The sequence below is a fragment of the Alicyclobacillus sp. ALC3 genome, from assembly GCF_028751195.1.
Classification (GTDB): Bacteria; Bacillota; Bacilli; order Alicyclobacillales; family Alicyclobacillaceae; genus Alicyclobacillus_L.
This window is the reverse complement of sequence record NZ_CP066784.1, coordinates 3,576,524-3,602,510: the sequence shown is the minus strand read 5'-3', so window position 1 is coordinate 3,602,510 and position 25,987 is coordinate 3,576,524. Positions and strand designations below refer to the sequence as shown.

Genomic DNA, 25,987 nt, shown 5'->3' with positions numbered 1-25,987 from the left:
GGCCGTCCTGCAGAACCTCATGGACCAAGCCTGCGTCTTGTCCGATGTCACATCCTCCCGAGGGCGAGCGACAACATCAGCCCATCACATCCTGGCGAATAAACACAATGAAACTCACTGCTAGCGCCGCCACGGACCAGACAGTCAGCACGGCCAGAGAAAAAGGAAACGTCATGCCAGCAATCGGAGGGGGACTTCCGTTCAAATACCCAGACAACTGCAAGTTCACAACCGGAAGGTACTTTGCAATGGCCCAATTCGTCGCCAAGACGCTGAGCAGCGTGCCCCCGATGAGGGCAGCCATCATAATGCCCATGCCAGATGCAGTCGAACGGACGAGCGTCGACACCATAAAAGACAGGCTCCCAATACACAGGCTCACGAAGAACCCTAATCCGTAGCTCATCAGAAGGTACTCCCACTGCGGCACCGTGTAGACGTGAGACAGGTTTACGTAGCCCGTGGATGTAGTTTGAAAGCCCATCAGCACGGGCAGGCGCCAGCCTTGGTAGCCAAAAAAGACCCCTGAGACAGCGTAGCCGGACACTGCAATCGCGCCAATCAGCATGGCAATGAGCAGGAATAGCGCACCCAACTTGCTCGCGAGCACTTTCCAGCGCGCGACACCGCGTGTTAGCAGCATCTTGATCGTCCCACCACTCATCTCCGAAGAGACCATGTCTGACGCAATCACGATGACGAGCATCGGGATGAGCAAGGTGATGCCCTGGTCCATAAACGACTTCATGAAACTCACCGCACCGGGCGCGCTCGGGTTGATGTTGTGGGCGAGTTCAAACTGCCCTTCTTTGATTGTCGCCTGCATCACGGCCTTTTCTGCGTTTGAAATAAATGGACTGTGAAGACGGTTCTCGGAGTGGGATATCTGCTGCTGCAGTTGCGCCTGCCAATTACTCGTCCCAATCTGGTGCGCGAGCGCCAAGCTCGCCTGTTTCTCACCGTAAGCGAAAACGGCCATCATCGCAAACAGGATGATGAGGACCACCTGAAACCGCCGCTTGCGCAGCATCTTTGTCACTTCGTTGCCGACGAGGTGAAGAAACGTCATGTCGTCCCACCCCCTGTGGCCTGCAGAAACACGTCCTCGAGCGTCGCTCGCCGGCGCGTCACCTCGTACAAGCGACAGCCTTGCCCAGCCAGTTCAGCCGCAGCGGCCGCCACCGCATCATCCGTCATGTTGGCGTGAAATCCTCCGTCGCTCGGTTCAACCACCCCGTCCGTTGCATATTTCTCCAGCACAGCGCGCGCCGTGTCGGACGGTTCCACCCGCCAGACGACCATCGGGGATGCTTCCGTGATGAGCGCGTCGACGCTGCCCGTGCGAATCACGGTGCCGCCCCGAATGATGGCGACACTGTCGCACAGCAGCTCAATCTCCGCCAACAGGTGGCTGCTGATAAACACAGACATGCCGTCTTTCGCAAGGTCTCGCAGAAACGACCTGAGTTCGTGAATCCCGGCGGGATCAAGCCCATTGGTCGGTTCATCGAGAATCAGCAGTTTTGGCTCACAGAGCAGCGCCTGGGCGATACCGAGGCGCTGACGCATGCCAAGCGAATAAGTGCGGACCTTGTCGTGCAGGCGGTCTGACAGGTGGACGAGGTCCGCGATCCGTTCGATCCGCTCGACCGCAGCGCGGCCTTGCATGACCGCCAGTTGATAAAGGTTCTCCCAACCGCTCAGGTACGGATAGAGGTCAGGGTTCTCCACAATACAGCCAACGCTTCGCAGCGCGGCCGACGGGGACTTTTGCAAGTCGTGACCGTTGATCACGACCTGTCCCCTGCTCGGGCGGATGAGGCCCACCAACATGCGGATCGTAGTTGTCTTGCCGGCGCCGTTTGGCCCAAGGAACCCGAACACCTGCCCTCGGTACACGTCAAACGAAACATCCTTTACAAGTGTCCGTCCACGGACCTGCTTCTCCAGTCCGCGCACGGACAGGACAGGCTCCCCCACGGTTCACCCCTCCTTTTTCCGCGTCTCACTTGTATAGTACACTGTCCTTGGCTGGGAGGGAAAACCATGAATCGAGACACTGAAGTGAAGCAGCAATCCAAACGGCGAGGCAGCGCCTCGCGCCGTGTGGTTCAGGCCTCCATCTGGCTGAGTCTGATCGCCACAGTTCTACTGATCGTAGGGTTCGGGTACGGCGCGTACGTTGGCTTCGGGGGGACTGCCGCCGGTAACTCAGTGAAGCCCGGTCAAGTCCCAAGTCGCGCGCAACCATCCGCGAACACCAAGTCCGGGAAGCCCGGGTCAGTCAACACACAGTCCAACACAATCCACCTTGTCGTCCTCGGTGACTCGCTCGCGCAAGGTTTCGGTGACGCCTCCGGCAACGGCTTTGCGGGTGACGTGGCGGCAGATTATCGGCACGAGGGAAAACGCGTGGTGATGACAAACCTCGGCATCGACGGTTTGACGTCAAGCGGACTGAGAAAGCAACTGCAGCAGGCCTCGGTGAGGCAGGCAGTAACGCCGGCGAGCGTAATTCTCCTGTCCATCGGCGGCAACGACCTGAACAACGCAGCGGGTCTGCCTGCGCTCAATCTCCAAAAGATCACGGCAGCACAGCGGCAGTTTCACACCAATCTGGCCGTAATTCTCAAGCAATTGCGAAGCTGGAATCAGACCGCGCCGGTCCTGCTCCTTGGGCTTTACAATCCGTACGAAAACGTGACGACAAAGCGCCAACAGACAAACGCGGTCGTGGAGTCGTGGAACTTCATGGAGGACACGGTTGCGGCTAAATTCAGCAACACGATTGTCGTACGGACCTTCGACTTGTTCGAACTAGGTGGAGCCAAGTATCTGTATGCGGACCACTTCCACCCGAACCAGACCGGTTACGCCCGTATTGCCGCCCGCATCTGGCAGGACCTGCAGGGCGTTGGCTAAGCAGGAAGACCAGAACCGCGCGAGTCCTGAGCGAGGTCAACGCGATAGCCTGCAGGACTCCCTGTGGTCGAGGTAGTTGTCAATCCGTTGCCGGGGCGACTGTCCTAAATTTGGGAATCCAGGTAGCGAGGCAGACTCATTAAAGCGTCGCAGTGACTTGACGAGCTGACTCTGCAAGTTGCGCAACTCCCCTTGGTCGGTCACGCGCAGTTGGCGACTCCATGGTTTCCAAAATTCCTGAACGAACCGTTGGACTAGCGCAGGCTCGTGCTCGAGTGAATTGTGACGAATACCGAGGTCGCACAGATACTCCGTGTAGGAATGGTCCGAACCAGACTTGCAAGGATGTATTTGGGCAGTTGTGATTTCCTCAGTTCGGAGATGTCGTTCCTTAAAAAATGGCAAGACATAGTGCTGCAGAACCGAGATGGCATGTAACACAGGCTTGTCGCAATGAACATTTGCAAACGTGTATCCGCTGTACGTGTCAATGACCACCTGACTCATAATGGGTCGTCCCACGCGCTCTCTGTCCACCTGAAGTGAAGCTTGAATCACGTGTTGCCCCGGATAGCTCCCCGTCAGCCCGCGCTCCCGGAAGCATGCGTCATGCAACTCAAGCACTTCCACCTGATGCTCTGTGAGTTCCACCTGCTCTGTCATGGCGAGTGACATTAAACGGTTCATCCGGTTTCTTTGAAACAAGAGACCCTCGCGTTCCATGACAAGACTAATTTTCCGTGTACTCGCGTATACGTTTTCGGACTCCAGGGATTTTTTGATTCGACGAACGCCCCATTCAGGATGCAGTCGACTGATGTCACTGACCAGTTCATTAAGTACCTGCATTTCGCAATTGCCCAAGGTCTTGGCATGAGCAGACTTCTTGGGTCTGTATCGAAGCGGTTCCGGTTCGGTCTTGGCTATTGCGCTGACCGTTGGCGGCGTACAGCGAATGAACGGATTGGCAGCATCCAACTCCACTTCCGTCAGGTGTTCGCAAAACAGGCAGATGTCCAGGTTGATGTTGCCGCGATTGGGACAGGGAATATGGCCATCGCTGACATACAACTGAACCTCCAAGGCGAAATCACCACCTTATCTTGCTCTTCCCTTCATTGTACGGTGTTTCCTCTCCCCTATCACATAGTCCTTTCTAACTGGCCGAGCAGTCGTCTTTTACGACCGTATTGTGCATGGTCCAAATACACCACTTGTTCAAATGAGCCATGAAGAAAATGAACAGAAATGCTCTTTTGCGTATCTTTCTGTTTCACCATGATGCTCTTAGAGCAACGCAAGCCTTTTGCACATGTGTTGCCAAGCAATGTAATGACGTCCAACAAAGAGAGGAGAGCAGACAAGCATATGAGCAACTTATTGTTGGCACGCCTGCAGTTCGGTGTAACCACTGTCTATCACTTCTTGTTCGTCCCGTTGACTATCGGGCTGGTGTTTCTCATCGCGGTCATGGAGACAGCTTATGTTGTTACGAACAACGAGACGTATAAAAAGATGGCCAAGTTCTGGGGAAAGTTGTTTCTCATCAACTTCGCCGTCGGTGTAGTGACCGGAATCATGCAGGAATTTCAGTTCGGCATGAACTGGTCGAGCTATTCGCGCTTTGTTGGCGACGTATTTGGCGCACCTCTCGCCGTAGAAGCCCTGGTCGCCTTCTTTCTGGAGTCCACGTTCCTCGGTGTCTGGGTTTTCGGGTGGGACAAAGTGTCTCGGAGAGTTCACCTGTTATCCATTTGGCTTGTCGCCATTGGCACGACCCTCTCGGCATTTTGGATTTTGACAGCAAACGCCTTTATGCAAGAACCGGTGGGTTACGTCGTCCGAAATGGCCACGCAGAAATGTCTAGTTTTGGCGCCCTGATTACGAATCGACAGCTGTGGTTGGAGTTCCCGCACGTATGGTTCGCTGCCTTAGCGACAGGTGCCTTCTTTGTCGCTGGAATCAGCGCATACCACCTCTTACGAAAGAACTCCGTTCATGTGTTCAAACGGTCCTTTCACATTGCGGCAACGATTGCCGTGATAGCCAGTCTACTCGTCGCTGTAGTGGGTCACGAACAGGCGCAGCACCTCGTTACCGCCCAACCGATGAAAATGGCTGCTTCTGAAGCTCTATGGAACACCAGTCCTGAACACGCTCCCTGGACGGTGGTCGCTGGCATCAATTCGGCTGACCACAAGAATTCCTTTGCCATTCAAATCCCCTATGCACTGAGCATTCTCGCTTACAACAAAACACAGGGTAAGGTCGAAGGAATCAACCAATTGCAGGCACAGTACGTCAAAGAGTACGGTCCAGGCAACTACATTCCACCCGTTGCAGTCACATTCTGGAGCTTCCGTATCATGGTCGTCGCTGGTGGCTTGATGATTCTACTGGCCTTGTATGGTCTTTACGCTTCCATGAAGGACCGCCTTGAACGAAGTCGGAGATTCCTGAAGACCATGGTTATTGCGATTTTCCTGCCGTACCTAGCCAACACGATGGGCTGGATTATGACCGAAATCGGGCGTCAACCGTGGGCTGTATTTGGATTGCTAAAAACGACTAACGGCGTTTCGCCGACTGTTCCTGCTGCCATGGTATTGACAAGCCTGATTGGATTTGCCGCGGTTTACGGAGTTTTGGCAGTCGTCGACGTCTATCTGCTCGTCAAATACCTGCGGCAACACCCTGATGCCCCATTGGAGCATCCCACACAAACGGCCAAAGACTCGGCCTCAGCGCCCAGTTTCTAAGACGGTTGAGAGGAGGTTCCACTCATGAACTTGAATATCCTCTGGTTTATGCTCATCGTTGTCCTCTTCATGGGTTTCTTTTTTCTCGAAGGATTCGACTTTGGCGTGGGGATTTTGCTACCTTTCATCGGCAAGAAGGATGTCGAACGCCGAGTTCTGATGAATACCATTGGCCCCTTTTGGGACGGCAATGAGGTTTGGTTGCTGACCGCAGGTGGTGGCATGTTTGCTGCCTTCCCCAACTGGTATGCCACCTTGTTCAGCGGCTTCTACCTCGCCTTGTTCCTCATGCTACTTGCGCTCATCGGGCGCGGAGTGGCATTTGAATTTCGGAGCAAGGTGAACAACGTGAAATGGCGTTCCACCTGGGATTGGGTCATTTTTGGCGGCAGTTTGCTCCCCCCACTCCTCTGGGGTGTGGCTCTCGCGAATATGATGAAGGGCGTCCCTATTGACGCACACATGAATTACGTAGGCGGGTTCTGGAATCTCATCAACGTCTATTCTGTGGTAGGTGGCATCGCCACAGTGTTCCTGTTCGTTCTGCACGGCTCCCTGTTCTTGACGTTAAAGACCGAAGGTGAATTGCTTGAACGTGCACGTAAAATGGCACTACGCATCGGGGGGTTATCCACAGCAGTTCTGTTTTTGTTTGTCGTACTCAGTTACTTCCAGACCGACATGTTCACGAAAAACGGCATCGACCCAGGACCCATTCCTGTCATCGCCGGTATTGTGCTCATCTCGGTTCGCTTCCTGATTCGTTCCAAGCACAACGGATGGGCCTTTGCCATGACCGGTGTCACCATTATTCTATCTACCTTAACCGTATTTCTGGGGTTATTCCCGCGCGTCATGATAAGCTCTCTCGACCCGGCGTGGAGTTTGACGATTTATAACGCGGCTTCAAACCACTACTCTCTGCAAGTGATGACGATCGTCGCCTTATCGGTAGTTCCATTTGTCCTTGCGTATCAAACGTGGAACTACGTCGTATTCCGTCATCGCATTAAGCCTGCAGACCACCTGGACTACTAATCATGAACCGGCGGCTACTATCCGAGATCAAATGGGTTCGTCGTCTGCTTGTCGTAACGGTGGGACTCGGCTTAGCCGCCGGTCTCCTGATCATTGTACAGGCCGTATTCCTGACACATATCGTGGACAGTGTGTTTCTCCGTAAATCCAGCCTCACTCAAGTGTGGCCAAGTTTGCAGATGCTCCTTGGTGCAATTGCCCTTCGGGCGGCCTTTGGGTGGTTCAGTGAAGTCATCGCCCTGCGAGTCGCCATTCGGGTTAAGGCACAGTTACGGATGCAGTTGCTGGCCCATTTGTTTCGCCTCGGACCGGCATTTGTTCACCGCGAACAAAGCGGGGAACTTGTGAACACGGCATTCGAAGGAGTCGAACAGCTCGAACCCTACTTGGCGCGCTACCTCCCACAGGTTTCTTTATCTGCGCTGATTCCACTGGCAATCCTTGTAGTCGTATTCACTCGCGACTGGGTATCCGGAGTCATTATGGTTGTCACTGCGCCGGTTATCGTGCTGTTCATGATTCTAATCGGCAAGACAGCACAATCAGCAGCGGATAAGCAGTGGCGGGCGATGAGTATTCTAAGTGGGCATTTTTTCGATGTTCTGCGAGGGCTAACAACGCTCAAATTGTTTAACCGCAGTAGGTTTCAGGCTGATGTCATCCAACGAATGAGTGAAGATTACCGAACGACAACGATGGGTACCTTGCGGGTTGCCTTCTTGTCCTCATTCGTACTTGAACTGATGGCCACACTCGGCACGGCTATGATGGCTGTTGCAATCGGACTTCGTTTGCTCTCCGGTCACATGACTTTCGCTGACGGATTTGTCATCTTGTTGCTCGCACCGGAGTTCTACGCGCCAATCCGAGCAATTGGAACTCAGTATCACGCGAGTGTGAGTGGTGTGACTGCGGCTGAACGAATTCTCGACATTTTATCTACGAAGCCTGCGGGGTTGGAAGATAATCCGGATGGGGAAAGGCCTGACTTGAAGCAAGCTGACCTTGCGCAAGTGGAGTTTCGGGACGTCAGCTTTGCCTATGAACGCGAGCGACCTGCGGTTCGCCATGTGAATTTTTCCATTGCCCTTGGAGAAAAGGTCGCAATTGTCGGTGCAACTGGCTCTGGCAAGTCTACGCTCATCCATCTGCTGCTCGGATTTCTCCGACCGGATTCCGGGGCTATCACCGTGGCAGGTGTTCCACTTGGTGAAATGGACGTCAAATGGTGGCGGGAACAGGTATCTTATGTTCCTCAGACCGCGCAACTGTTTCGTGGGACTGTTGCTGACAACCTGCGAATCGCGAAGAGCGATGCATCACTGCAAGATTTACAAACGGCTTGTAAGTTGGCCTCTGTGGATGAATTTATCAATGGCTTGCCAAGCGGTTATGAAACCTCGGTCGGTGACATGGGGGTTGGCCTAAGCGGCGGTCAGATGCAACGACTGGCATTGGCTCGGGCATTTCTCAAAGACAGTGGCATTCTCATTCTGGATGAACCGACGGCGCACTTGGATGTTGTGAATGAAAGCACGGTCGAGGCAGTGCTGGACCAGTTACTGGGGGCCCGAACGACTTTCATTGTCGCACACCGCCTCTCCACGATTTATCATGCGGACCGAATTCTAGTGCTCGACAACGGTGCCATTGTAGGAGAAGGGCGACATCACGAACTATGGCAAAACAATCCTCATTACCGCAAACTTCTGCGCGCGTATCAAGGCCGTGCGAGCCGAGATGATACTGTTGGACCCGACCGTGATGTAAGGACAGACAGGAGGAATGCAAAGTGAAGACCGCTTTGACGCTATGGCAGTTCTTCGCACCTTACAAACTGCGCATGGCTCTTTCTGTTCTGCTCGGATTTCTCACGGTCGGCGCAAGCATCGGCTTGATGGCGACGTCCGGTTACTTGATTGCAAGCGCAGCGCTTCACCCCACGACCATCTTACTCCTGTGGGTGCCGATTGTCGGCGTACGGTTCTTTGGAATATCCCGAGCGGTGTTTCGATACCTGGAGCGCTATGTTTCACACGACCTGACATTTCGCATCTTGTCTCGTCTGCGTATATGGCTGTACCAGCGAGTCGAACCCGCGGCTCCGGCAAGCTTACAGAACGCTCAAGGTGGAGACGTGCTTAGTACCTTGACCAGCGACGTGGATACCCTGCAAAACCTTTACTTACGAGTGGTGGCCCCTCCTATTGTCGCGCTGCTCACTTTGTTCTTAATGTATGCCATTGTTTCCCACTGGAGCATATCCATTGCACAGGCCTTGGTTGTTGCGTCGCTGCTCACCGGAGTCGGTGTCCCGCTGCTCACCTTGCAACTCAGCAAACGGGATAGTGCCGGCACCATTCAATCCCGCGCCGAAATTTATGCACGAGTCACAGAGTCTGTTCACGGCATGACGGAAATCATAACCTTTGGGCAAACTGAGGCAGTGCTCCGAAGATTGGAGGGAGCACAATGGCGGTTGTCGCAGAGGCAACTGCGCTTGAGTCATGTCAGTGGATTAGCCACCGGATTGAGCACTTTCTTTCAGAATGCTGCAGCTTGGGTCGTCCTGCTGTTGGCCATTCCACTCGTCAATACCCGTCACTTAACCGGAGTCAGCTTAACTGCCCTCGTATTGACAGCCTTGGCGAGTTTCGAAGCCGTGATGCCACTGACGACAGTCTTCCAGTCCTTCGGCCAAAGCATGGAGGCGGCAAAACGTGTATTCCGCCTTGCCGCAAAACAGCCCGTGACCGAGGAACCTGCCTGCACTGATGTGACGCCTAGCCCGTTACCCACCAGCTTTGACCTGTCCTTTGCCCATGTCACGTTCCGTTATCCGAATCGAGGACGATACACGCCTGGAAATCAGATACACGAGTCATCGTTGAGTTTACCGTGCAGCGCTTCTCCAGCGGTCCTGACAGATGTCACGTTTGAACTGCCACACGGCAAGCACATCGCGATTGTCGGCCCGAGCGGAGCGGGGAAAAGTACATTGTTGCAGCTGTTAGTCCGCTTCTGGGAGTACCAAGGTTCGATTCGACTGGGAGGGCGGGAACTGCGCGAATACCGTTCTGAAACGGTCCGAAATCTGATTACGGTGGTTCTTCAACAACCGTATTTGTTCCATACAAGCATTGCCGAAAACCTGAGAATCGCCAGACCAGATGCGACCGCAGAGGATTTGATGCGAGCATTAGATGCAGTTAAACTCACGGATCTCGTTGTCCACCTGCCGGAGGGGCTCAACACCTTGGTTGGAGAACAAGGGGCAACTCTGTCTGGCGGAGAGCGCCAGCGAGTTGCCCTGGCGCGGGCGTTTCTCCAGGCGGCGCCGATTTGGGTGCTGGACGAGGCCACGAGCGGCCTCGACGCTGTCACGGAGGAAGACATCCTTTCCACCGTGCTCGACAGTTGCAGCAATCGGTCATTAATACTCATCACTCATCGACTCGTGGGCCTCGACCGGATGGACGAAATTCTGGTGATGGACGGCGGTTCCATTTTGGAACACGGGTCCCATACAGACCTTCTCGCCCAAAATGGACTGTATCGCGCCATGTGGGAGATGAATTCGCTCACCATATAGTCACTATTGACTAATATAGCCCAGAGGAGATAGAATGCAGTTGATTAGTCATAAGTGATTAATCAAGATGAACGGCGTCTGCAGGAGGGCGACAAAGTGTCTAGGACAAACGCAAAAAATGCCGCTTTGACGATTTTCGCCATTGGAGTTTTTATGGGAGGTCTCGACAATGGCATCATGAGTTCGGCCTTAACTACCTTGATTCACTCGTTCTCGGTCTCGGCAAGTTGGGGCGCGTGGATTATCACGATTTACACGCTCGGACTTGCAGTGAGCGTCCCTATCATGGCAAAGCTCTCGGACCGATACGGCCGTAAGCGGATGTTCCTCATAAGCATCACCCTATTCGGTATCGGGTCGATGTTAGTCGCGCTCAGTGACAATTTCACCATGTTGCTGATCAGCAGGGTCATCCAGTCACTGGGCGGTGGCGGTATTTTCCCAATCGCGAATGGGTACATTGTGGCAACAGTCCCCAAAGAACGTCAAGGCCGGGCTTTGGGTATGGTTGGTGGAATGAATGGCATGTCCGCGATTCTCGGGCCAAACATCGGGTCGTTCATCCTTGGACTGACACATGATTGGCACTGGTTGTTCTGGATTAACGTGCCCATCGCATTACTCCTTGTGATTTTCGGGCTACGAGGCATTACGGAGAGTAAGTCTTCCGCAAAGGGCAGGCTGGATACGTTTGGAATTATCTTGCTTTCGATTGGCATGCTCGGGTTGATGTATGGATTAACCAACCTCAATGGGGCTAACATCATGTCTAGTCTGCAATCTCCGCACGTTTACGGGTTTGTCTTAGGCGGAGTCCTATTGCTCGCACTGTTGCTCTGGTATGAAGTGCGCGTAGACAGAAGAGGCGACGATCCGCTCATTCCGATGTCTTTGTTGCGCAATCCTGCAGCACGCTGGACTTTGGCAGTGGGCCTTGCATCAGGATTGATTCTGTCGTCTGTGATTTTCCTGCCTGCATATGTGCAGACTGTTCTCGGCTGGTCAGCGAACCATGCAGGTTACTGGTATACTCCAATGGCGCTGTTCTCTGGTGTCGGGGCCATGGGCGGCGGCGCCTTCATGGATAAACGTGGGCCCATTGTGACTCTCGCCTTCGGATCAGTCGCAGCCGCAATTGGGTCGGCTCTGTTCCCGCTCTGGGTCACCTCCACCTGGCAGATGGTCATCGCCAGTAGTATCGTTGGACTCGGTGTCGGAACTATGCTGGGGGCTCCACTGAACTTCTTGATCACGGAGCGCGTTCCAAATGACAAGTCAACCGCACTTGGTATATTATCGCTCGTTCGAGAAGTAGGGCTGACACTTGGCCCGACAATTTTCGCGGGATTTTTAACGCGGTCGATGTCACAGTTCCCACAGGTTGTGCTGAAGAACCTGCAGGGCATCGGGGTTTCACCTGCCAGCATTCCGCCATCGGAAATGTCTCGCATGAAGGGTGTCGAGAGTTTTGGAAACTTATCTCAACAGATTCAAAAGATACCCAGTGCTCCAATCCGCAACGCGATCTTACAAGCACTGCATGACGTATCCAACCTTGGCTTTGGACACCTGTACTGGGCTGCGTTCGTGATATCTGCTTGTAGTCTGTTGTTTGTGCTGATGGCTTGGCTCTATCGTAGGAGTGGGGCTAAGAAAAGTTCTGTACTACCTGCTCAGTCCTGACCTTCGCAGCAAATCAGCCGGGACTGCCCTGCAGTGCATCCGCACTGACGGGCAGTCCCATTCGTGTACAGTGTTCAAAGTACCTCTCCCACCTCCTGGTCCAAACTCTGTTTATGGGGCGCCCTGTGTCTGGCGGGTAACCACGCCAGCGCCAGGACTGCGGCAGCCAATGCGGCGAAGCATCCAACTAGTGATGCTCTGTCGAAGCCATGAATGAATGCACTGTTCGCAAAGCCATGAACCGTGGCTGAGTACGCCGTACCCAGGTGGTTGGCAACCACGTTCGTGATGGAAATCGACTTCGTCATCTGGGTTGCGATGCCTGGGGGCAACCGGAGCCCCTGGACGTGCTGTATCATGTGCTTTTGGTACAGCGTGTTCTCCAGACTGCCGAAGACTGCAACGCCAATGGTGCTACCCACCTGAATCAGCGTGCTATTCACTGCTGTCCCCGTCCCCATTTGTCCTTGCGGTAGTGATCCGATGACCGAGTCTTCACACGCAGCCATCGTCGCCCCGATGCCGGCTCCCAGGCAGATGAGCGCGGGAAGGAGGTGCATGTAGGCGGTGCCCTTCGGCGTGAGTGAAAGGAGCAGGAGCCCCACAGCCATGATTACGAGGCCACCGACGACAGTGAACTTCGTGCCAGCCCGGTGCACCAATTTCTCTGCAACCAGGGCGAAAACTGCGATCGACAGAGCTTCCGGCGCGACGCGAAGGCCGGTCTGAAGAGGGTTATTGCCAAGCACGGACTGAATGAATTGTGTTGAGAGAAACAGCGCGCCCATCAAGCCGAAGTACGCGGTCGAAATCGAAAGAGTTGCCATGCTGAACCGTGGGTTTTTGAAAAAGTGCATCGGTAGCAGTGGATGGTCAGTTTTAAGCTCCCACAGCACGAAGGCGGCCAGTGCCAAGGCGGCGACCACGAAGGCCCAGACAATTGAGAGTGTGCCCCAGCCTTTGACTGGCCCTTCGATAATGGCCCAAACGAGCGAACCCAGCGCCAAGATGGAAATCACCAACCCAACAATGTCAATCCGCCCTGCCTTGTGTTTGGAATTCGGGACATACATCAACGCGAGTGCGATTCCGATGACCGCAATCGGGATGTTCACCCAGAACACCGACTCCCAACTGTACGCCTGTAGCAGCTTGCCGCCAATCAGTGGGCCGAGCACTGCTCCAATCCCGAGCGTTGCAGACCAAATACTGAGCGCCCGAGTCCGTTCCACAGGATTTCGGAACAAATGCGAGATGGAGGAGAGAGTGGCTGGCATGATGAATGCCGCGCCGAGCCCCATCCCGCCGCGAAAGACAATCAGCTGTGCTGCGCTCGTTGACAAGGCCGCAGCGAAGGAACCTGCTCCGAACACCGTTAATCCGACGATGAGTCCAGTTCTCCTGCCAAAGCGGTCCGCCAGATTGCCGCAGGTCAGCAACAGAGCTGCAAAGACGAGGGTGTATGCGTCAACAATCCACTGGAGTTGGTTCTCAGAGGTGTGTAGCTTGGTAGAGATGGTAGAGGTGGCGACGTTGACGATGGTCGCGTCCAGCGCGATTACAATGAGACTGAGGCAAAGGACAGCGAGCGCTATCCAGCGAGCACGCGCACTGTGCGTCTGCTGTACTCCGTGTCCTACAGAGGTAATTGTGGAGGTCATAGAGCATGTTCCCCTTCCGCTATGGGCGCCAAGGAATTGGCGTTGCCCTTGGGAGACAGTTGCAGTGTCCTATTGAGAAACTTAGTAACACGGCCGGTATAAGCATCTGGGTCGGCAACGTACGACCCGCAGTGGTCAGCATCTGGCACCAACCACAATTCCGAGTTTGAACTTCGCTCGTACATGCGCTGACTGTGTTGCCACGGAATCCTCTTGTCTCCCATCCCATGGATAAAGAGAATCGGCGTATCCGCCAACGCAGGGAGAGCATGTAACGGGACAACCTGCTCCGGGCTCGCTTTGACGAGGAAGGGGATCAACTGAAGGACTAACCAGGTAAATGGAAAACTCGGAAATTTGGACCACCTTGGCAAATTTTCCACCAGGTAGGTGTTTAGATTGTCAAAAGGACTATCGGCAATGATGGCGGACACAGGTTCCTTCGCTGCAGTCAGGAGACAGGTAGCAGCTCCCATCGAAAAGCCGTGGAGAAAGACCGGGCCCCGGTGACGGTCTTTTACCCAGGCGATGACGCCGTGGAGGTCACGTTGCTCGTAATGCCCGACAGTCGAAACAGCTCCCTGTGACTCGCCGCTGTTTCGAAAGTCGAACATGACCACGTTATGACCTGACGCGACCAGGTCCTTTGCGTACTGCAGCGCAAATCCACTTCGCTCTGTACGGTTCATCCGATAGCCGTGCGCCATGATCACGGTGCTGTTTGCACCCTGACAAGGGATGTACCAACCTTGGAGAGGAATATCGTCTGTGTAGCTGAAAAACGTGACGTTCTCCCACTGCAATCCATGATCAGAAGGAGCGACATCAACGGAACGCCTCGCGGGATGCGTCAGACGGTGTGCCACAAAAAAGGACATCCCGAAAACAGCAACAGCGGCAACTAAAATAAGACCTACCCCTAGGCCAACAAAGAACCATATCATTTATTTACAACACCCTTCCCCATTTACCTGAAAACACTTGAAGCAATCTGTCTGTGTACTTCATTCTGCGGCTAGCTGACGACGCACAGGCTCCGGTGTACACTCGAGATCCTAGCGATAATCCCGGAAAGTTTTCTTAATGAAGTCTTAACGACACTTGGATACAAATGTTCGCACTTTCGCAATCCGCATTCATCGGATATTCTGCTAGGTGGCATGAACTTTGTGTACGGAGAGTGGTATACCATGCATCACATTCTCGTGGTGGATGACGAGCCCGAGATACGGACGCTCGTACGCAAACACTTAGAACAAGCAGGCTGGCACGTTGTTGAGGCAGCGTCGGGGCGACAAGCGGTCGAACAGATGCAGAAATATCGAATTGAATTATTAATCTTGGATTTGATGATGGATGACCTGAACGGGTTCGACGTCCTCCAACTCATACGACGTAGTGATTCAGATACCCCTGTCATCGTGCTCAGCGCCCGAGGGGACATCCCAGATAAAGTAGACACGCTCGACCTAGGCGCGGACGACTTCATGACGAAACCGTTCAGCCCGATGGAACTAGTTGCGCGCGTGCAAGCCCATTTGCGAAGACATCGCCGCCATTCGAGCGATCAGTCGGAGGTCATCCGCTTGTCAGCACTGGTTCTCGATGTTGATAACCGATTACTGCACAACAACGGCAAACGCTCCCCTTTGACGGATGTCGAGTGCAGGCTTCTGCAACTGTTCATGCGAAACCCTGACCGGGTGCTCACCAAGCGAGAGATATACCAGCATGTATGGAACCATGAAAACTTCGACAGCAACAACCTAAGTGTGTTCATCAGCCGACTGCGCAGTTTACTCGGAGACGCTAGTGAGTCCCCACTCCACCTTCAGTCAGTAAGGGGTGTCGGCTATCGATTTTCGGGGGACGGATTATGAAGACCGGAACAAAATTGCGGCTCATCCTGATAGTCAGCGCGATGAGTACTTTGGTGCTTGCGGGTCTGCTCTCTAATTTGGTTGGGACGCTTGGTGGTCAATACTCCCTGGCAGCCTTACAGGTGACTTTAAAGCAGACGGTCCAACGGATTTCCCAACAACGGACACTAGACAGAGCTGAGATTCAGCCGATTTTAGATGCAGTTCACAGCCAAAAACCTGCTCTACGCCTGGAGTTACTATCGTCCAGCGGAAATGTCATCTACGACACAACTGGTGTAGCGACCCATTATAACTTTTCTCAAATCACAGGAAAATTCATCAATATGCCATATCAAATGTGGCGCCGAAATGAACCGCTAACGTTCGCTTCTTCGGTAAGCCAAAAAGGCCGGACCTATTATTTGTTGCTAAGTTTGAGCAGCAACGAAGTGAAACCAGGGGAACTTTACATGTATGTTCGTTCGGTCAGGGCCTTCTATACCCACACATCCAGAGCCCTGTTTTGGTTCATGGCACCGATTTTTCTGTCCATCCTTGTGCCGCTCCTCATCTCCCTGCGGTTTTTCTCGTCCATCAATCGCCGTCTGCAGAATCTAAACTCGGCACTCAACCAGGTCAGTTTAGGAACCGATCCCCATATTCTCGAAGACCCTTCGCGTGACGAAATTGGCCAGTTGGCACGCTATTATAATTCCATGGCACAGAGAATCAGCAAGCAGGCCAATCAAATTGAACAATTAGAGGCCCGAAGGAAGCTACTAATATCCAACCTCTCACATGATTTGCGGACACCACTCACAATGATTTTGGGTTACGCCGAAACGATCCGCACTCGCAGCTATAAGGATGAACAAGAATTGCAAGTTGGCGCGAAAATCATTCTGCAACGGTCTCGATACATGAACAACCTTCTCGGTCAACTACTAGACGTGTCACGGCAGGATGGTACCGTATTTAAACCTCAACTATCGCTTCATAACTTGTCTGAACTCGTGCGAAGAATTGTGGCAGATTACATGCTGTTTTTAGACGGGCAAGAAATAGTCGTTGAGGCCGAAATACCAGAAGAGGATGTCGAGTTAGAGTTTGACGCGACTCTCATGGAACGCGCCGTTCGCAATTTGTTAGACAATGCGGTTCGGTATGGGTATGACGGGCACTTCCTCAAAATCGCCCTGGAAGAGAGACATGACACAGTGTATCTATCTGTAGCCGATCACGGCAAGGGCATTAGCTCCGACGACCGGGATCTGATTTTCGAGCGTTTTTACCGCGGCGCGTCGAGAAGTGGAGAAGGACTTGGAATTGGCCTGTCCATTGTCAAAGAAATTGTTGAATTACACCGAGGGACAGTTCAGTTCACGAGTACCCCCAATGTAGAAACCGTGTTTCAAATTCAATTGCCGAAGCAACGAACCTAGAAGTGCCTTGAACTGAGCACGCGCTTACATTCGCACCGGCGTTTCGTATAGTCCCGCAGTATGAATGAAACAGTACCCTCCATAGCGTCGTCTAAATGTCTACAAGTCTAGAACGCACTCCTGTGCTTGGCATACGACAACGAGACGAGACAGTTAGGGAGGATATCTATGAACGGGATGAACGGCACTCGCCAGATGGTGATATGGGCGTGCCTGTTGTCGGCATCAGTGTTCGTGATTGATGGTTGTGCGAGTAACCCAGTCGGCTCCAGTTCGCTAAGAAACGTATCGTCTGGTTCTGAGGCTAGTGGTCAGCCGAGTTCCGCCGCCATAGTCCGACACTTGCATGTCTTGGCCCAATCGGGCCAGGTGGACAATTCTCCATTCATAGCTGGGCAATCATACATTACACAGGTGAAGCAGCGTTGGGGACAACCCGATACACAGAATACGGCTGGGGCAGGGATGTACGCCACCTACAATTCAAAGCATGCGGCTTTTGGGTTTAATCAGAACGGTTTCATTTTTGACGTCCGTACTTACAGTAAGCAAGTACAAAGTCTGTCACTGTCCGATGTACGAGCGATACTTGGCAACCCGAACTCGACCACCACCCCGGAACCCGGGCAAGTCAACGAGATCTACCAAGTGAACTCCACCTACCAGCTTCAATTCATCATTAACACACATTCAAACAAAGTTGATCACGTTTCCGTCTTCGATGCTAGTGCGGTCTCATCAAGTCCACAACAACCAACGACGTCTGCTTCATCACAAATCCCGATCAGGGGGATTATAGAGGGTTTTTATGGAACGCCTTGGAGTGACCAAGAGCGAATAAATATGTTTCAGTTTATGCAAAAGGAACATTTGAACACCTATGTGTATGCACCAAAGGGAGACCCATACCAAAGAGTCAATTGGCGGCTCCCCTATCCTGCTGCTCAACTTGCGCAAATGAAGACACTTGTTACCAACGCACAAGCTGATAGTGTTCGCTTTGTTTACTCCATTTCTCCCGGTATGACAGGAACCTCAACGAGTGCAATCAACGCTTCCATTACGTATAGCTCTGCGTCAGACCGAAAGGCGTTGGAGGCGAAGATTGACCAACTTCGCTCAATTGGAGTCAACACTTTCATGCTGTCTTTTGATGACATTGAGACGCAATTAAAACCTGCGGATCAAGAGGTGTACGGCAACAACTACGCAAAGGCGCAAATGGAACTAGCCAATCAGATTTTGTCTGACGAACAGGCGAAGGACCCGAGTTTCCAACTTTGGTTTACCCCCACATCATACTATGGGTTGGTTGACGGTCCTTATTGGCAGACGCTGCGGTCGACATTGAACCAAAATATCAAGGTCATCTGGACTGGGAAGTGGGTGCTAAACCAAACCATCACCAGCAGCCAGGCCAAGACAATCACGCAACTGCTTGGTCGCAAGCCAATTCTTTGGGATAATTACCCGGTCAATGACTACACATACAACCAAGGGAATCAGCCCCACTTACTGATGGGTCCTCTCCAAGGGAGAGATGCGACACTGTTGAACAATCTGTCAGGCTATATCAGCAATCCAATGCTGCAACCAGAGGCTTCTAAGTTGCCTTTGCAGACGATAGCTGATTACCTGCAGAACCCAGTTGGATACCAGCCCAAAACGGACTGGGAGAAGTCGATAACTCAGATGCCGGGCATCACGAATCCAGTTCTCTTTAAGACGTTCGCGGAGTTCAATACGACGAGTACCCTGAATTCCACGAGTTACGCACCCACGCAGTCCATGATCGCGGCATTCTGGAATGCCTCATCGGCCTCCGGGCGAAAGGCAGCGGAAAATCAGTTAGCGTCTGAGTTTCACACCCTCGCTAGTCTGCCAAACACGCTCCCGCCAACCATCACGGATCACGAACTGCTTACGGAGATTCAACCGTGGTTAACGAAGCTTGGCGAAGAAGGACAAGGTGGTCTTGATGCACTGAACGTGATGGAACAGCCAAGTCGGCACAATAAGCAGACACTTTCGCAGCAACTCAAACTCGTGAATGCGTCTCCCTATGCAATTGGCCGTAGCATCATCGCGTTCATGAACAAAGTGGCAAGCAATCAACCGTAAGTCCAACGAATACAACGGGCGCTCCCTTCTCACATAGAACAACGACGGGAATGAAGTCATACGTCGCACAACAGGACCTGACGATGCGACTTTCGTTTGTCAGCTACGTTCAGTTAGTATAGTCAACACTTTTGGGGCTCAGTTTTGCTGGCTCAAGGAACCTTCCATCCTTGCAACAGAGATACGAGCTCGGATTTCGCGGTGCTCACGTTCCCTGTCACCGTGTTGTCCAATAGAGCCGCTCCACTACAGTCGAGTCGAACGCATCTGAGTACGTATCACCGGGTATCACTTTGCTGAAAATTCTCTCTCGATTTCTTAGCATGTCCACACACTGATTGCGCAGGATAGCCCACAGCCAAGTTCGAAGGCTTGCCCGTCGTTTAAAAGCACCTACAAATCTCAAAGCCTTGATAAATGTTTCTGACACAGCATCTTCTGCATCTGCCGAATTCCCCAGTAAGAACAGGGCATGACGGTACAACGCGTGCTTATCCACCCCGAACAATTCCTCTATTTCATGCACAACATTGGAATCCAAGCAGTCACTCCCCTTTTCGATGCCCTGATGTACATTTGACGATTCCACTCTTTGACTTGTTAACTGCAAAACCAAACAATTTGAGTCCACTCCTTGTAGGCAAGAAACAGACTCGCAGTCACACACGTTTAGATGCAATCTTAGACGCTCGGTCAATAGCCCCAAGGAGACGATTGCACCATCGAACCGTTGCTAAAACTGCCCAATCGGCTTGGCTTTATATTCTAAATTCGCACTATTCATGATATACTGTTCCTTGACGATTGAGCATCGTGCGGCGTCGCTGCCCCCTCCCCACTGTACTTGCCCCTCGGGACAGTACCGCACATTGCACCCGTCTTATCTGGGTTTCACTAACAAATTGACCTAGAGCATCAGGTTGTGGGATGGAGGCGAAGGGCATGTGGTATGTCTTCGGTGGAGTCTTTGTGGTATTTGTTGCGGGGGTTACGTTCGTGTTCGCGGTGGCACGAAGCTGGGACTAACGGTTCGCAGCGCGGGAAAACAACACGAAATCAATTAAAGCCCGGCAGGCGGGGCAGTGCTAGTCTCTGCCCCGCCTGCCGCATGTCCTTCGCTTGCAGCGATGGCTTTTGTATTTGCTTTCTTTCTCGCGAATCAGCCCCGTTGTTCGCCAGATGGAACTATTCGTGAAGAGGTGTTTGAACTAAAACAACGTGCGCTACCAAGCCTGCATAATTGACAGACTGCGAGCCGATTAAGTCAAAACGGACCTGCGTAGAACTGTTGGGTTTTATAACTCCTTGGCTGGGTGTGACGTGTTCTATAAATCTAATAGCAGCCGGTTTCATCCAGTTCCAGTCACGAGATTTGTCAAACCAAACAATGCCCTTTAGCCTAGACAAAAAGATGGGCTGAGTTGTGATATTGGTCAATGTTACGCTGACGTGGATTGATTCCGCGTGCCTATTCAGTTGACTTACAGATACGTTTATGGGCCCTTCTTTGATAGCCGGAACATTCCACGTTAAATTTCCCGCATTACGCAGATTGGACTGTGAGCGGATAAAAATCAAGTGGGGAGTACCAACCAAGTTGCCTTGAACATTGACTGGCGTTCCAATTGGTCTAAATGTCCAAGTTACAGTTTGATGAGGCGCGATAGAACCGTTGGGCTGGTTGAGGAGATTTACAAAGACAAGAGACTGGCCCCCTCTAAATGGGTTGCTCTTCAATGGTTGAGGTTTGTTTCCGCTAAAACTCAAAACGCCGACGGCATCTTGTTGGCGTATAGAAACAGCTCCGTTGTTTGTCAAGGAAGCGCTCACATTTGTCCCTTGAACATGAAGATCACTAACTGAGATTGGCAATGTGCTCAGTTTATAAGCCGACGGCTCCGAGGCCTTTACATGTGGATGAACACCTGTGGCAGTTGTTCGTAAACGTTGATTATCAAGAGCCCCGTTAAAAATGAGGACAAGGAACATACTTGCGACCGCTAGTCCAACTGCGGGTGCAAAGATTCGAGGGAGCGTTTTTATAACTTGGGCTCGCCTTTGTTCCAACTTGATTTTGTGAATCACGCCATTGAGAATACGATACCGAAGACACTCGGAAACAAGTAGTTCGGTCATGTTTTTTAATCGTTCTCTTAATTCGTCCTCCGAGCTGTTCATTGCGAATCACCCCCTACGTAGGTGACGTTTCACGTTGCTCCATTGTGACGAACTAACGTAGGTAACCCTGGTTCGGGGTCACACACCCGGTGGGATAGGGAGTGCTTTCAAATGGGGCAACCGGCTCGCTCCTTAGTTTGATGGGCCTTGTGCCACCATCGTTCACTTTCGGCGCACCAACACCTGTTCAACTGCGTTTTTTACCAAGTATGGTACGGCGGACTCGGGATAAGGATGTACGGAACTCACGTTGATTTCGCACAAGACGTAGGGCTCTTCCCCATTTGGTGCCTTGGGCCCAGAAAGGAAATCTGCGTCCCATATAATCGGTAGCGAGGCCGTTTCAATGTTTAGCAACGCTTGTAACTGCGGCAACCATTTATTCTCCATTTTGGTCTTGAGCGTTTGAAATTCAGGCTTCGTTTCTGGATGGTAAAGTCTTGGCTGCGGTTCCTTCGGTTCATGAAGTAAGGCCGTGACATATTGATGTCCGAATCCGACTACTTGGTTTTGGGACATGTAGCAGCGCACCATTCCGTTGGGAACTGGAGAGTGAAACGGCTGATCAATCATTTGTCCAGAACCCGCAAAATACGCTTCGCATTTCTTGACGAAATCGCAGAGCGCCATCTGTTGCCCAGTGCTATCGCGCTCTGCTTGAATCACACGTACGGTAGGCTCGGTCTTGAGGGTTCCCTCAACCAAGTCCACTCGCCAGATGCCGTGCCCCCCATTGCCACGGTTCTGCTTTAGAACGCGGGATGCGCCGTTTGCGAGGCGTGATGGTAGTTGCGTGCCTAGTTCTTCGATAGATTTGTACAGGTAAATGTCACCGCCCCAATCCATTTCTCGCGTTTGAAATAGAACTTCTTTGGTGCCAAGCTTCAAAATGGTATCGGGATGTGTGCTGACAAAAACCCCGTGTGACGCCACTTCTCTCAGCACTTCATTCAAAACAGCTCGGTCTGCTCCATCCTGGACTGGGTTCACCCATACCAGCACTCCATCCACATCAAGGAGTTGCTCCAGTACTTCTTCAGCAAATGAATCATCGTAAATCGCAGGTTCCGCTCGAAACCCGTGCTTCTGGAACTCTGCGAAGACCGCGCTGAATCGATTGTTCTCCGTAGTCGCCTGGTTACGCGCTTTCCGGTCTCCGCGCCATAGAATTGCCACCCGTCGCTCTGGTTTCATTTCGAATGCTCCTTTGTCATGTAAGATATGAGCAGAACAGCAGCTAAGACTATTGTATGATACTATGAATCCGTAAAAGGGGGCATTTCATTGCCGAAACACATTTACCTTCAACCAGACGCACCAGACCCTATCCATAGCAATGAAGTTGTCCTTACAATCGTCCGGAAACATGTGCCCGATGTGAAGTCCGTCACCAGCATAGACGAATCCGGCGGAGAAGCACGCACGTATACGGTGGACAGCGATATTATTTTGAAAGTGCAGCGTCCACAACAGTTGCGCCCACTGACTAGCCTGGAGAAGGAAGCTTTCTTCCTGAAGCAGTTGTCTCTGGACGAGCAGATCAGTGTTCCAAAGGTACTCGGGTATGGACGTGAAGGCACGATTGAATATACGGTCATGACAAGAGTGCCTGGGGTAGCCATTGTCAACACCACACTCGATGGTGATGCACGCAAAGCAACGCTTTTCAAACTCGGACAGACGCTGAGACACATTCACTCAGTGCCTCAGGAACCATTTCGCGAAAGCGGGCTGTTTCCAGGTGAGACGAGCTTCGCTGAAGTGAAGGCTGGGTTTCAGGAATCGTTCGAGGAACTTATAGAACGCATCACAAATAAACGCGTCGAATGGGCACTGCCTTACACACCGGAACAAGTCGCCGAGAAGTCTCTTGCAGCGTTACCACAGTCAGAAGACCACGTCGCTCTTCACTCCAATCCAGGTCCAACCCATACGTTTGTGGACAAGTCAACTGGGCTGTTCACGGGACTAATTGACTTTGGCGACGCGTATTTCAGTCATCCTGCCTTGGATTTATGGCGATGGAACCTACCTGATGACAGACAAGCTGTTCTCGCGGGATACACAGCGGAGAAAGCAGTCGACGACGCTTTCCTAGGTACGTGGGAAGTCGTGATGATACTCTCAGACATGATGGCGATCGCCTATCAAACGGAGTTCAGTCTGGAATCAGCAGCGGACTTAAAGTCCCTACTGGAACACCTGTAAATTTGCGTCAAGGGAGATGAGGGAGCATAAGCGCCCATCTCCCTCATATGTTCTGCTACAATATCGATATTCAATCGTGTAAAGTTGCAACGAGTAACAGTGTGGTATTGATGCATGTTTGAATTAGTGGTAGGAGGCAAATTGTGGGCCTGGCGATCTTTATGTTTTTGTCCGGAGCTGGATTTTTGTCTATATGTTTTTGGTTTTTTTGGAGATTCTTAAAAGATAATGAATAAGTCCTAAATTTGTGACTCACGTAGGTTTTCCACAGAGCCGCACATTTACGTCCTCAACGCAAAGGTTGATTTGAGCGGTATTAGACTTCATCAATTTCCTCGTACCTTGACTCATTCGCTTCTCACGAATCCATATCTTCAGTTCTCATGGCGTGCTCTTCGGAGTTCGGCCAATTCTCTGGGCAAATCACCGTTTTATCGTGGTGGCCAAATCGGCGAGCAATTTTGTGACTGATTTCTGAGAGCCACAAATACAGTCCGATTTTCCCAATGAATTGAAGTATCGGCTGTATCGTCATGAAAACCGAAATCATCAAGAATGCGATAATTCCGATAATAATGACAAGAATGGACAGCAAGACAATCAGTATGATCAACAGGACATGCATTGAACTTCCCAGCACCAGCCTAAAAGCATGTGACTACAGCGTAGCACAGACATGTCCGACCAAAATAGACTTTAGTCGCATGATGAAACTGTCCCAAGTCACGATTTGATGGGAAGACCTTCCCGCTTCCAGCGATCCATCCCACCCTGTAAGTGTGAGAGGTGACGAAATCCCAGTTTCATCAAAGTGTTCGCCGCCGCTTGACTCCTGTGACCGGATTTACATATCAGAATAATCGGGTCATCAGGTGAAAAGTCTTTGGCAATCGCCGATTCGTGTCCAAGCGGGTAAGATGTAGCACTCTCGATATGACCCGTTCTGTACTCCGTAGGCGTTCGCACATCCAAGATCACGACGTTGGGGTCTTGTTGGATCCGCCCCAAAACCTCTTGTGGCGACAAGTCTGTAAGTCCGCTTGGATGATGAAACAAATTAAAGATGTTCAAATGCAACCCCTCCTCATGATTCGTCCCGTTGATGGGACCGAAGGCGACCAGATTCACGTTAAGTCTCGCGATCTCAAGATTACCACCTGCAATGAAATTCTCCACCATTTTGAACCCTGAGTGAGACAGTCCGACGATTGAAGGTCACACGAACTGGCCTGCGTTGCAACTGGATTACAAAAGTCGCGAAGTCACTGAGAAAAACCAATGACTAGTACGTCTAATTTTATGTCAGGAGTGGAGGTGGTGAAGAAGACATGAAGGCTGGCGCGTCAACAAGAGAATTCATTCACTCGCTATACGAACTTTACTCAAATGATGTGTATCGGTACGCGTGGGCAACACTTGGTAATTCATCTGACGCGTACGATGTCGTGCAAGAGGTGTTCTTACGCGCATGTCGTTCCGCTGACAGCTACCGGCGAGATTCCAGCGCAAAAACCTGGTTGATGAGCATTGCACGGAATTACATCTTCGATGTACTCCGTAAGAAACGCACAGAGAGGAAATACCTTGCAGATAAGGAACTCCCCGAAGTCGTTGACACTTCGACCGCGTCTGCGGGAATGGTGCTGGAGATAAAAGAGGCATTGGTGCAATTGAATGATGAGTATCGACACGTGATTGTCCTTAGGCATATCGAAAATGTCTCAGTCAGTGAAACGGCCGCGATTCTCGGCTGGTCGGAAAAGAAAGTGCACAACACGACGCATCGCGCACTGTTGAAACTTCGGGAGATTCTTGGCAGTCGCCCTGAGGAGGTGAAGGTGTAGATGAAATCGGAAAAGGAAACCCTCGAGCAACTGGGAACTGTGTCCGAAGTCAAAATGTCGCCTCAAAGGCAACAAGAAATCTGGAACCACATCGAAGAGGCACTCGGTCAAGAAAAACCAAAGCGTGCCAAACGTCACTCAGGTGTCTGGGGTACCAGCGCGGCTGCTGTTGCTGCTGTTCTCCTCGTCGCAGGCGGATTTTATGCCTACTCTGGTCACGGGCAACGTAAGCCCCCCAGCAATACAACGGCTTCGCGGACGACGGTACCTAACAACAGTGTCACCTACGCAAGCGAGATGGCTGTAATCCACAGCAAGGGCTATTCAGTGACAGCTCATAAGCCTAATGCGTCTGTCAAAACTGCGACTGGTGAAACATTGTCAGCTTGGATATGTATCCTCTCTGCGTCACAAGACGGGTACGCGGAGCACGTTTTCTTCTTCCTCAACGGCAAATTTTTAGAAACGGATGCCCAGCTAAGCCCTGAGATAACCACTGCTAAGGCTGCTGGAACGGGAGCAATTGCAGTGACTTATCCCGTTTATAAGAGTACCGATGCTCTTGCTAAACCAACTGGTACACCTGTGACCATTACTTATACTTGGAACGGTTCGAAGTTGGTTGCGAATAAACCATATCCAAAACAATTTGGCTAATAGCCGGTTCAACTACGAG

The 25,987-nt window shown here is 51.9% G+C and carries 22 protein-coding genes; 12 read left to right on the top strand and 10 right to left on the bottom strand.

What is annotated here, in order from left to right; translation table 11 throughout:
• Positions 1-76: 76 nt before the first annotated feature.
• Positions 77-1,069, bottom strand: coding sequence for an ABC transporter permease (locus tag JC200_RS16535; protein WP_274432788.1), 993 nt, complete (start codon positions 1,067-1,069; stop codon positions 77-79).
• Positions 1,066-1,980, bottom strand: coding sequence for an ABC transporter ATP-binding protein (locus JC200_RS16530; protein ID WP_274432787.1), 915 nt, complete (start codon positions 1,978-1,980; stop codon positions 1,066-1,068). The genes JC200_RS16535 and JC200_RS16530 overlap by 4 nt, the downstream gene beginning before the upstream one ends.
• 66 nt (positions 1,981-2,046) lie before the next feature.
• On the opposite strand from JC200_RS16530, the gene JC200_RS16525 reads away from it, so the two are divergent.
• Positions 2,047-2,922 (top strand): GDSL-type esterase/lipase family protein, encoded by an 876-nt coding sequence (locus tag JC200_RS16525; protein WP_274432786.1) that lies wholly within the window; start codon positions 2,047-2,049, stop codon positions 2,920-2,922.
• Positions 2,923-2,958: 36 nt separating this feature from the next.
• Here the strand turns inward: JC200_RS16525 and JC200_RS16520 are convergent, their stop codons facing one another.
• Positions 2,959-4,005, bottom strand: a complete 1,047-nt coding sequence (locus tag JC200_RS16520) for a hypothetical protein (protein WP_274432785.1) — start codon at positions 4,003-4,005, stop codon at positions 2,959-2,961.
• Positions 4,006-4,290: 285 nt separating this feature from the next.
• Here JC200_RS16520 and JC200_RS16515 point away from each other — a divergent pair, with 285 nt between their 5' ends.
• The 5 genes from JC200_RS16515 (at position 4,291) to JC200_RS16495 (ending at position 11,995) form a co-directional block, all read left to right on the top strand.
• Positions 4,291-5,682 carry a cytochrome ubiquinol oxidase subunit I gene (locus JC200_RS16515; RefSeq protein ID WP_274432784.1) on the top strand — a complete coding sequence of 464 codons (1,392 nt, stop codon included), beginning with the start codon at positions 4,291-4,293 and terminating at the stop codon, positions 5,680-5,682.
• A 24-nt stretch (positions 5,683-5,706) separates the two neighbouring features.
• On the top strand, positions 5,707-6,720 hold the full coding sequence (cydB, locus tag JC200_RS16510; protein ID WP_274432783.1) for a cytochrome d ubiquinol oxidase subunit II: 1,014 nt from the start codon (positions 5,707-5,709) through the stop codon (positions 6,718-6,720).
• A gap of 2 nt (positions 6,721-6,722) precedes the next feature.
• Positions 6,723-8,516 carry a thiol reductant ABC exporter subunit CydD gene (gene cydD / locus JC200_RS16505; protein WP_274432782.1) on the top strand — a complete coding sequence of 598 codons (1,794 nt, stop codon included), beginning with the start codon at positions 6,723-6,725 and terminating at the stop codon, positions 8,514-8,516.
• Positions 8,513-10,312, top strand: a complete 1,800-nt coding sequence (gene cydC / locus JC200_RS16500) for a thiol reductant ABC exporter subunit CydC (protein WP_274432781.1) — start codon at positions 8,513-8,515, stop codon at positions 10,310-10,312. Before cydD ends, cydC begins: the two co-directional genes overlap by 4 nt.
• A 78-nt stretch (positions 10,313-10,390) precedes the next feature.
• Positions 10,391-11,995 carry an MFS transporter gene (locus JC200_RS16495; RefSeq protein ID WP_338000218.1) on the top strand — a complete coding sequence of 535 codons (1,605 nt, stop codon included), beginning with the start codon at positions 10,391-10,393 and terminating at the stop codon, positions 11,993-11,995.
• Positions 11,996-12,069: 74 nt separating this feature from the next.
• Here the strand turns inward: JC200_RS16495 and JC200_RS16490 are convergent, their stop codons facing one another.
• Both JC200_RS16490 and JC200_RS16485 read right to left on the bottom strand, forming a co-directional pair.
• Positions 12,070-13,656, bottom strand: a complete 1,587-nt coding sequence (locus JC200_RS16490) for an MFS transporter (protein ID WP_274432779.1) — start codon at positions 13,654-13,656, stop codon at positions 12,070-12,072.
• A complete protein-coding gene (locus JC200_RS16485) occupies positions 13,653-14,522 on the bottom strand; it encodes an alpha/beta hydrolase (protein ID WP_274432778.1) in 870 nt (289 codons plus the stop codon). Before JC200_RS16485 ends, JC200_RS16490 begins: the two co-directional genes overlap by 4 nt.
• Positions 14,523-14,816: 294 nt before the next feature.
• On the opposite strand from JC200_RS16485, the gene JC200_RS16480 reads away from it, so the two are divergent.
• From JC200_RS16480 to JC200_RS16470, 3 genes are all read left to right on the top strand, one after another.
• Positions 14,817-15,536, top strand: coding sequence for a response regulator transcription factor (locus JC200_RS16480; protein ID WP_274432777.1), 720 nt, complete (start codon positions 14,817-14,819; stop codon positions 15,534-15,536).
• The gene (locus JC200_RS16475) at positions 15,533-16,960 is read left to right on the top strand and encodes a HAMP domain-containing sensor histidine kinase (RefSeq protein WP_274432776.1); all 1,428 of its coding nucleotides are present in this window, start codon (positions 15,533-15,535) and stop codon (positions 16,958-16,960) included. The genes JC200_RS16480 and JC200_RS16475 overlap by 4 nt, the downstream gene beginning before the upstream one ends.
• 168 nt (positions 16,961-17,128) lie before the next feature.
• A complete protein-coding gene (locus JC200_RS16470; RefSeq protein WP_274432775.1) occupies positions 17,129-19,081 on the top strand; it encodes a beta-N-acetylglucosaminidase domain-containing protein in 1,953 nt (650 codons plus the stop codon).
• Positions 19,082-19,298: 217 nt separating this feature from the next.
• On the opposite strand, the gene JC200_RS16465 is transcribed toward JC200_RS16470, so the two are convergent.
• The 3 genes from JC200_RS16465 to JC200_RS16455 form a co-directional block, all read right to left on the bottom strand.
• Entirely contained in the window at positions 19,299-19,622 is a 324-nt protein-coding gene (locus tag JC200_RS16465; RefSeq protein WP_274432774.1) for a sigma factor, read from the bottom strand.
• Positions 19,623-20,266: 644 nt separating this feature from the next.
• Positions 20,267-21,259 carry a hypothetical protein gene (locus JC200_RS16460; protein ID WP_274432773.1) on the bottom strand — a complete coding sequence of 331 codons (993 nt, stop codon included), beginning with the start codon at positions 21,257-21,259 and terminating at the stop codon, positions 20,267-20,269.
• A 162-nt stretch (positions 21,260-21,421) separates the two neighbouring features.
• Complete coding sequence (locus tag JC200_RS16455; protein WP_274432772.1) at positions 21,422-22,453, bottom strand: Cj0069 family protein; 1,032 nt, start codon at positions 22,451-22,453, stop codon at positions 21,422-21,424.
• Positions 22,454-22,543: 90 nt separating this feature from the next.
• Between JC200_RS16455 and JC200_RS16450 the strand changes: the two genes are divergently transcribed.
• Positions 22,544-23,467 (top strand): phosphotransferase family protein, encoded by a 924-nt coding sequence (locus tag JC200_RS16450; protein WP_274432771.1) that lies wholly within the window; start codon positions 22,544-22,546, stop codon positions 23,465-23,467.
• Positions 23,468-23,825: 358 nt separating this feature from the next.
• Here JC200_RS16450 and JC200_RS16445 read toward each other — a convergent pair whose 3' ends face one another.
• Both JC200_RS16445 and JC200_RS16440 read right to left on the bottom strand, forming a co-directional pair.
• Positions 23,826-24,092: a hypothetical protein gene (locus tag JC200_RS16445; RefSeq protein ID WP_274432770.1), complete on the bottom strand. Its 267-nt coding sequence runs from the start codon at positions 24,090-24,092 to the stop codon at positions 23,826-23,828.
• A 98-nt stretch (positions 24,093-24,190) separates the two neighbouring features.
• Positions 24,191-24,538 carry a rhodanese-like domain-containing protein gene (locus JC200_RS16440; RefSeq protein WP_274432769.1) on the bottom strand — a complete coding sequence of 116 codons (348 nt, stop codon included), beginning with the start codon at positions 24,536-24,538 and terminating at the stop codon, positions 24,191-24,193.
• Positions 24,539-24,795: 257 nt separating this feature from the next.
• Between JC200_RS16440 and JC200_RS16435 the strand changes: the two genes are divergently transcribed.
• The gene (locus JC200_RS16435; protein WP_274432768.1) at positions 24,796-25,311 is read left to right on the top strand and encodes an RNA polymerase sigma factor; all 516 of its coding nucleotides are present in this window, start codon (positions 24,796-24,798) and stop codon (positions 25,309-25,311) included.
• Positions 25,312-25,968 (top strand): LppP/LprE family lipoprotein, encoded by a 657-nt coding sequence (locus JC200_RS16430; RefSeq protein WP_274432767.1) that lies wholly within the window; start codon positions 25,312-25,314, stop codon positions 25,966-25,968.
• Positions 25,969-25,987 lie beyond the last annotated feature (19 nt).

What these genes read in the sequence shown, in the direction of transcription:
- JC200_RS16535 (WP_274432788.1), bottom strand. Translation starts at nt 1,069, where the DNA reads ATGACGTTTCTTCACCTCGTCGGCAACGAAGTGACAAAGATGCTGCGC.
- JC200_RS16525 (WP_274432786.1), top strand. Translation starts at nt 2,047, where the DNA reads ATGAATCGAGACACTGAAGTGAAGCAGCAATCCAAACGGCGAGGCAGC.
- JC200_RS16515 (WP_274432784.1), top strand. Translation starts at nt 4,291, where the DNA reads ATGAGCAACTTATTGTTGGCACGCCTGCAGTTCGGTGTAACCACTGTC.
- cydB (WP_274432783.1), top strand. Translation starts at nt 5,707, where the DNA reads ATGAACTTGAATATCCTCTGGTTTATGCTCATCGTTGTCCTCTTCATG.
- cydD (WP_274432782.1), top strand. Translation starts at nt 6,723, where the DNA reads ATGAACCGGCGGCTACTATCCGAGATCAAATGGGTTCGTCGTCTGCTT.
- JC200_RS16490 (WP_274432779.1), bottom strand. Translation starts at nt 13,656, where the DNA reads ATGACCTCCACAATTACCTCTGTAGGACACGGAGTACAGCAGACGCAC.
- JC200_RS16480 (WP_274432777.1), top strand. Translation starts at nt 14,817, where the DNA reads ATGAACTTTGTGTACGGAGAGTGGTATACCATGCATCACATTCTCGTG.
- JC200_RS16475 (WP_274432776.1), top strand. Translation starts at nt 15,533, where the DNA reads ATGAAGACCGGAACAAAATTGCGGCTCATCCTGATAGTCAGCGCGATG.
- JC200_RS16470 (WP_274432775.1), top strand. Translation starts at nt 17,129, where the DNA reads ATGAACGGGATGAACGGCACTCGCCAGATGGTGATATGGGCGTGCCTG.
- JC200_RS16460 (WP_274432773.1), bottom strand. Translation starts at nt 21,259, where the DNA reads ATGAACAGCTCGGAGGACGAATTAAGAGAACGATTAAAAAACATGACC.
- JC200_RS16455 (WP_274432772.1), bottom strand. Translation starts at nt 22,453, where the DNA reads ATGAAACCAGAGCGACGGGTGGCAATTCTATGGCGCGGAGACCGGAAA.
- JC200_RS16445 (WP_274432770.1), bottom strand. Translation starts at nt 24,092, where the DNA reads ATGCATGTCCTGTTGATCATACTGATTGTCTTGCTGTCCATTCTTGTC.
- JC200_RS16435 (WP_274432768.1), top strand. Translation starts at nt 24,796, where the DNA reads ATGAAGGCTGGCGCGTCAACAAGAGAATTCATTCACTCGCTATACGAA.
- JC200_RS16430 (WP_274432767.1), top strand. Translation starts at nt 25,312, where the DNA reads ATGAAATCGGAAAAGGAAACCCTCGAGCAACTGGGAACTGTGTCCGAA.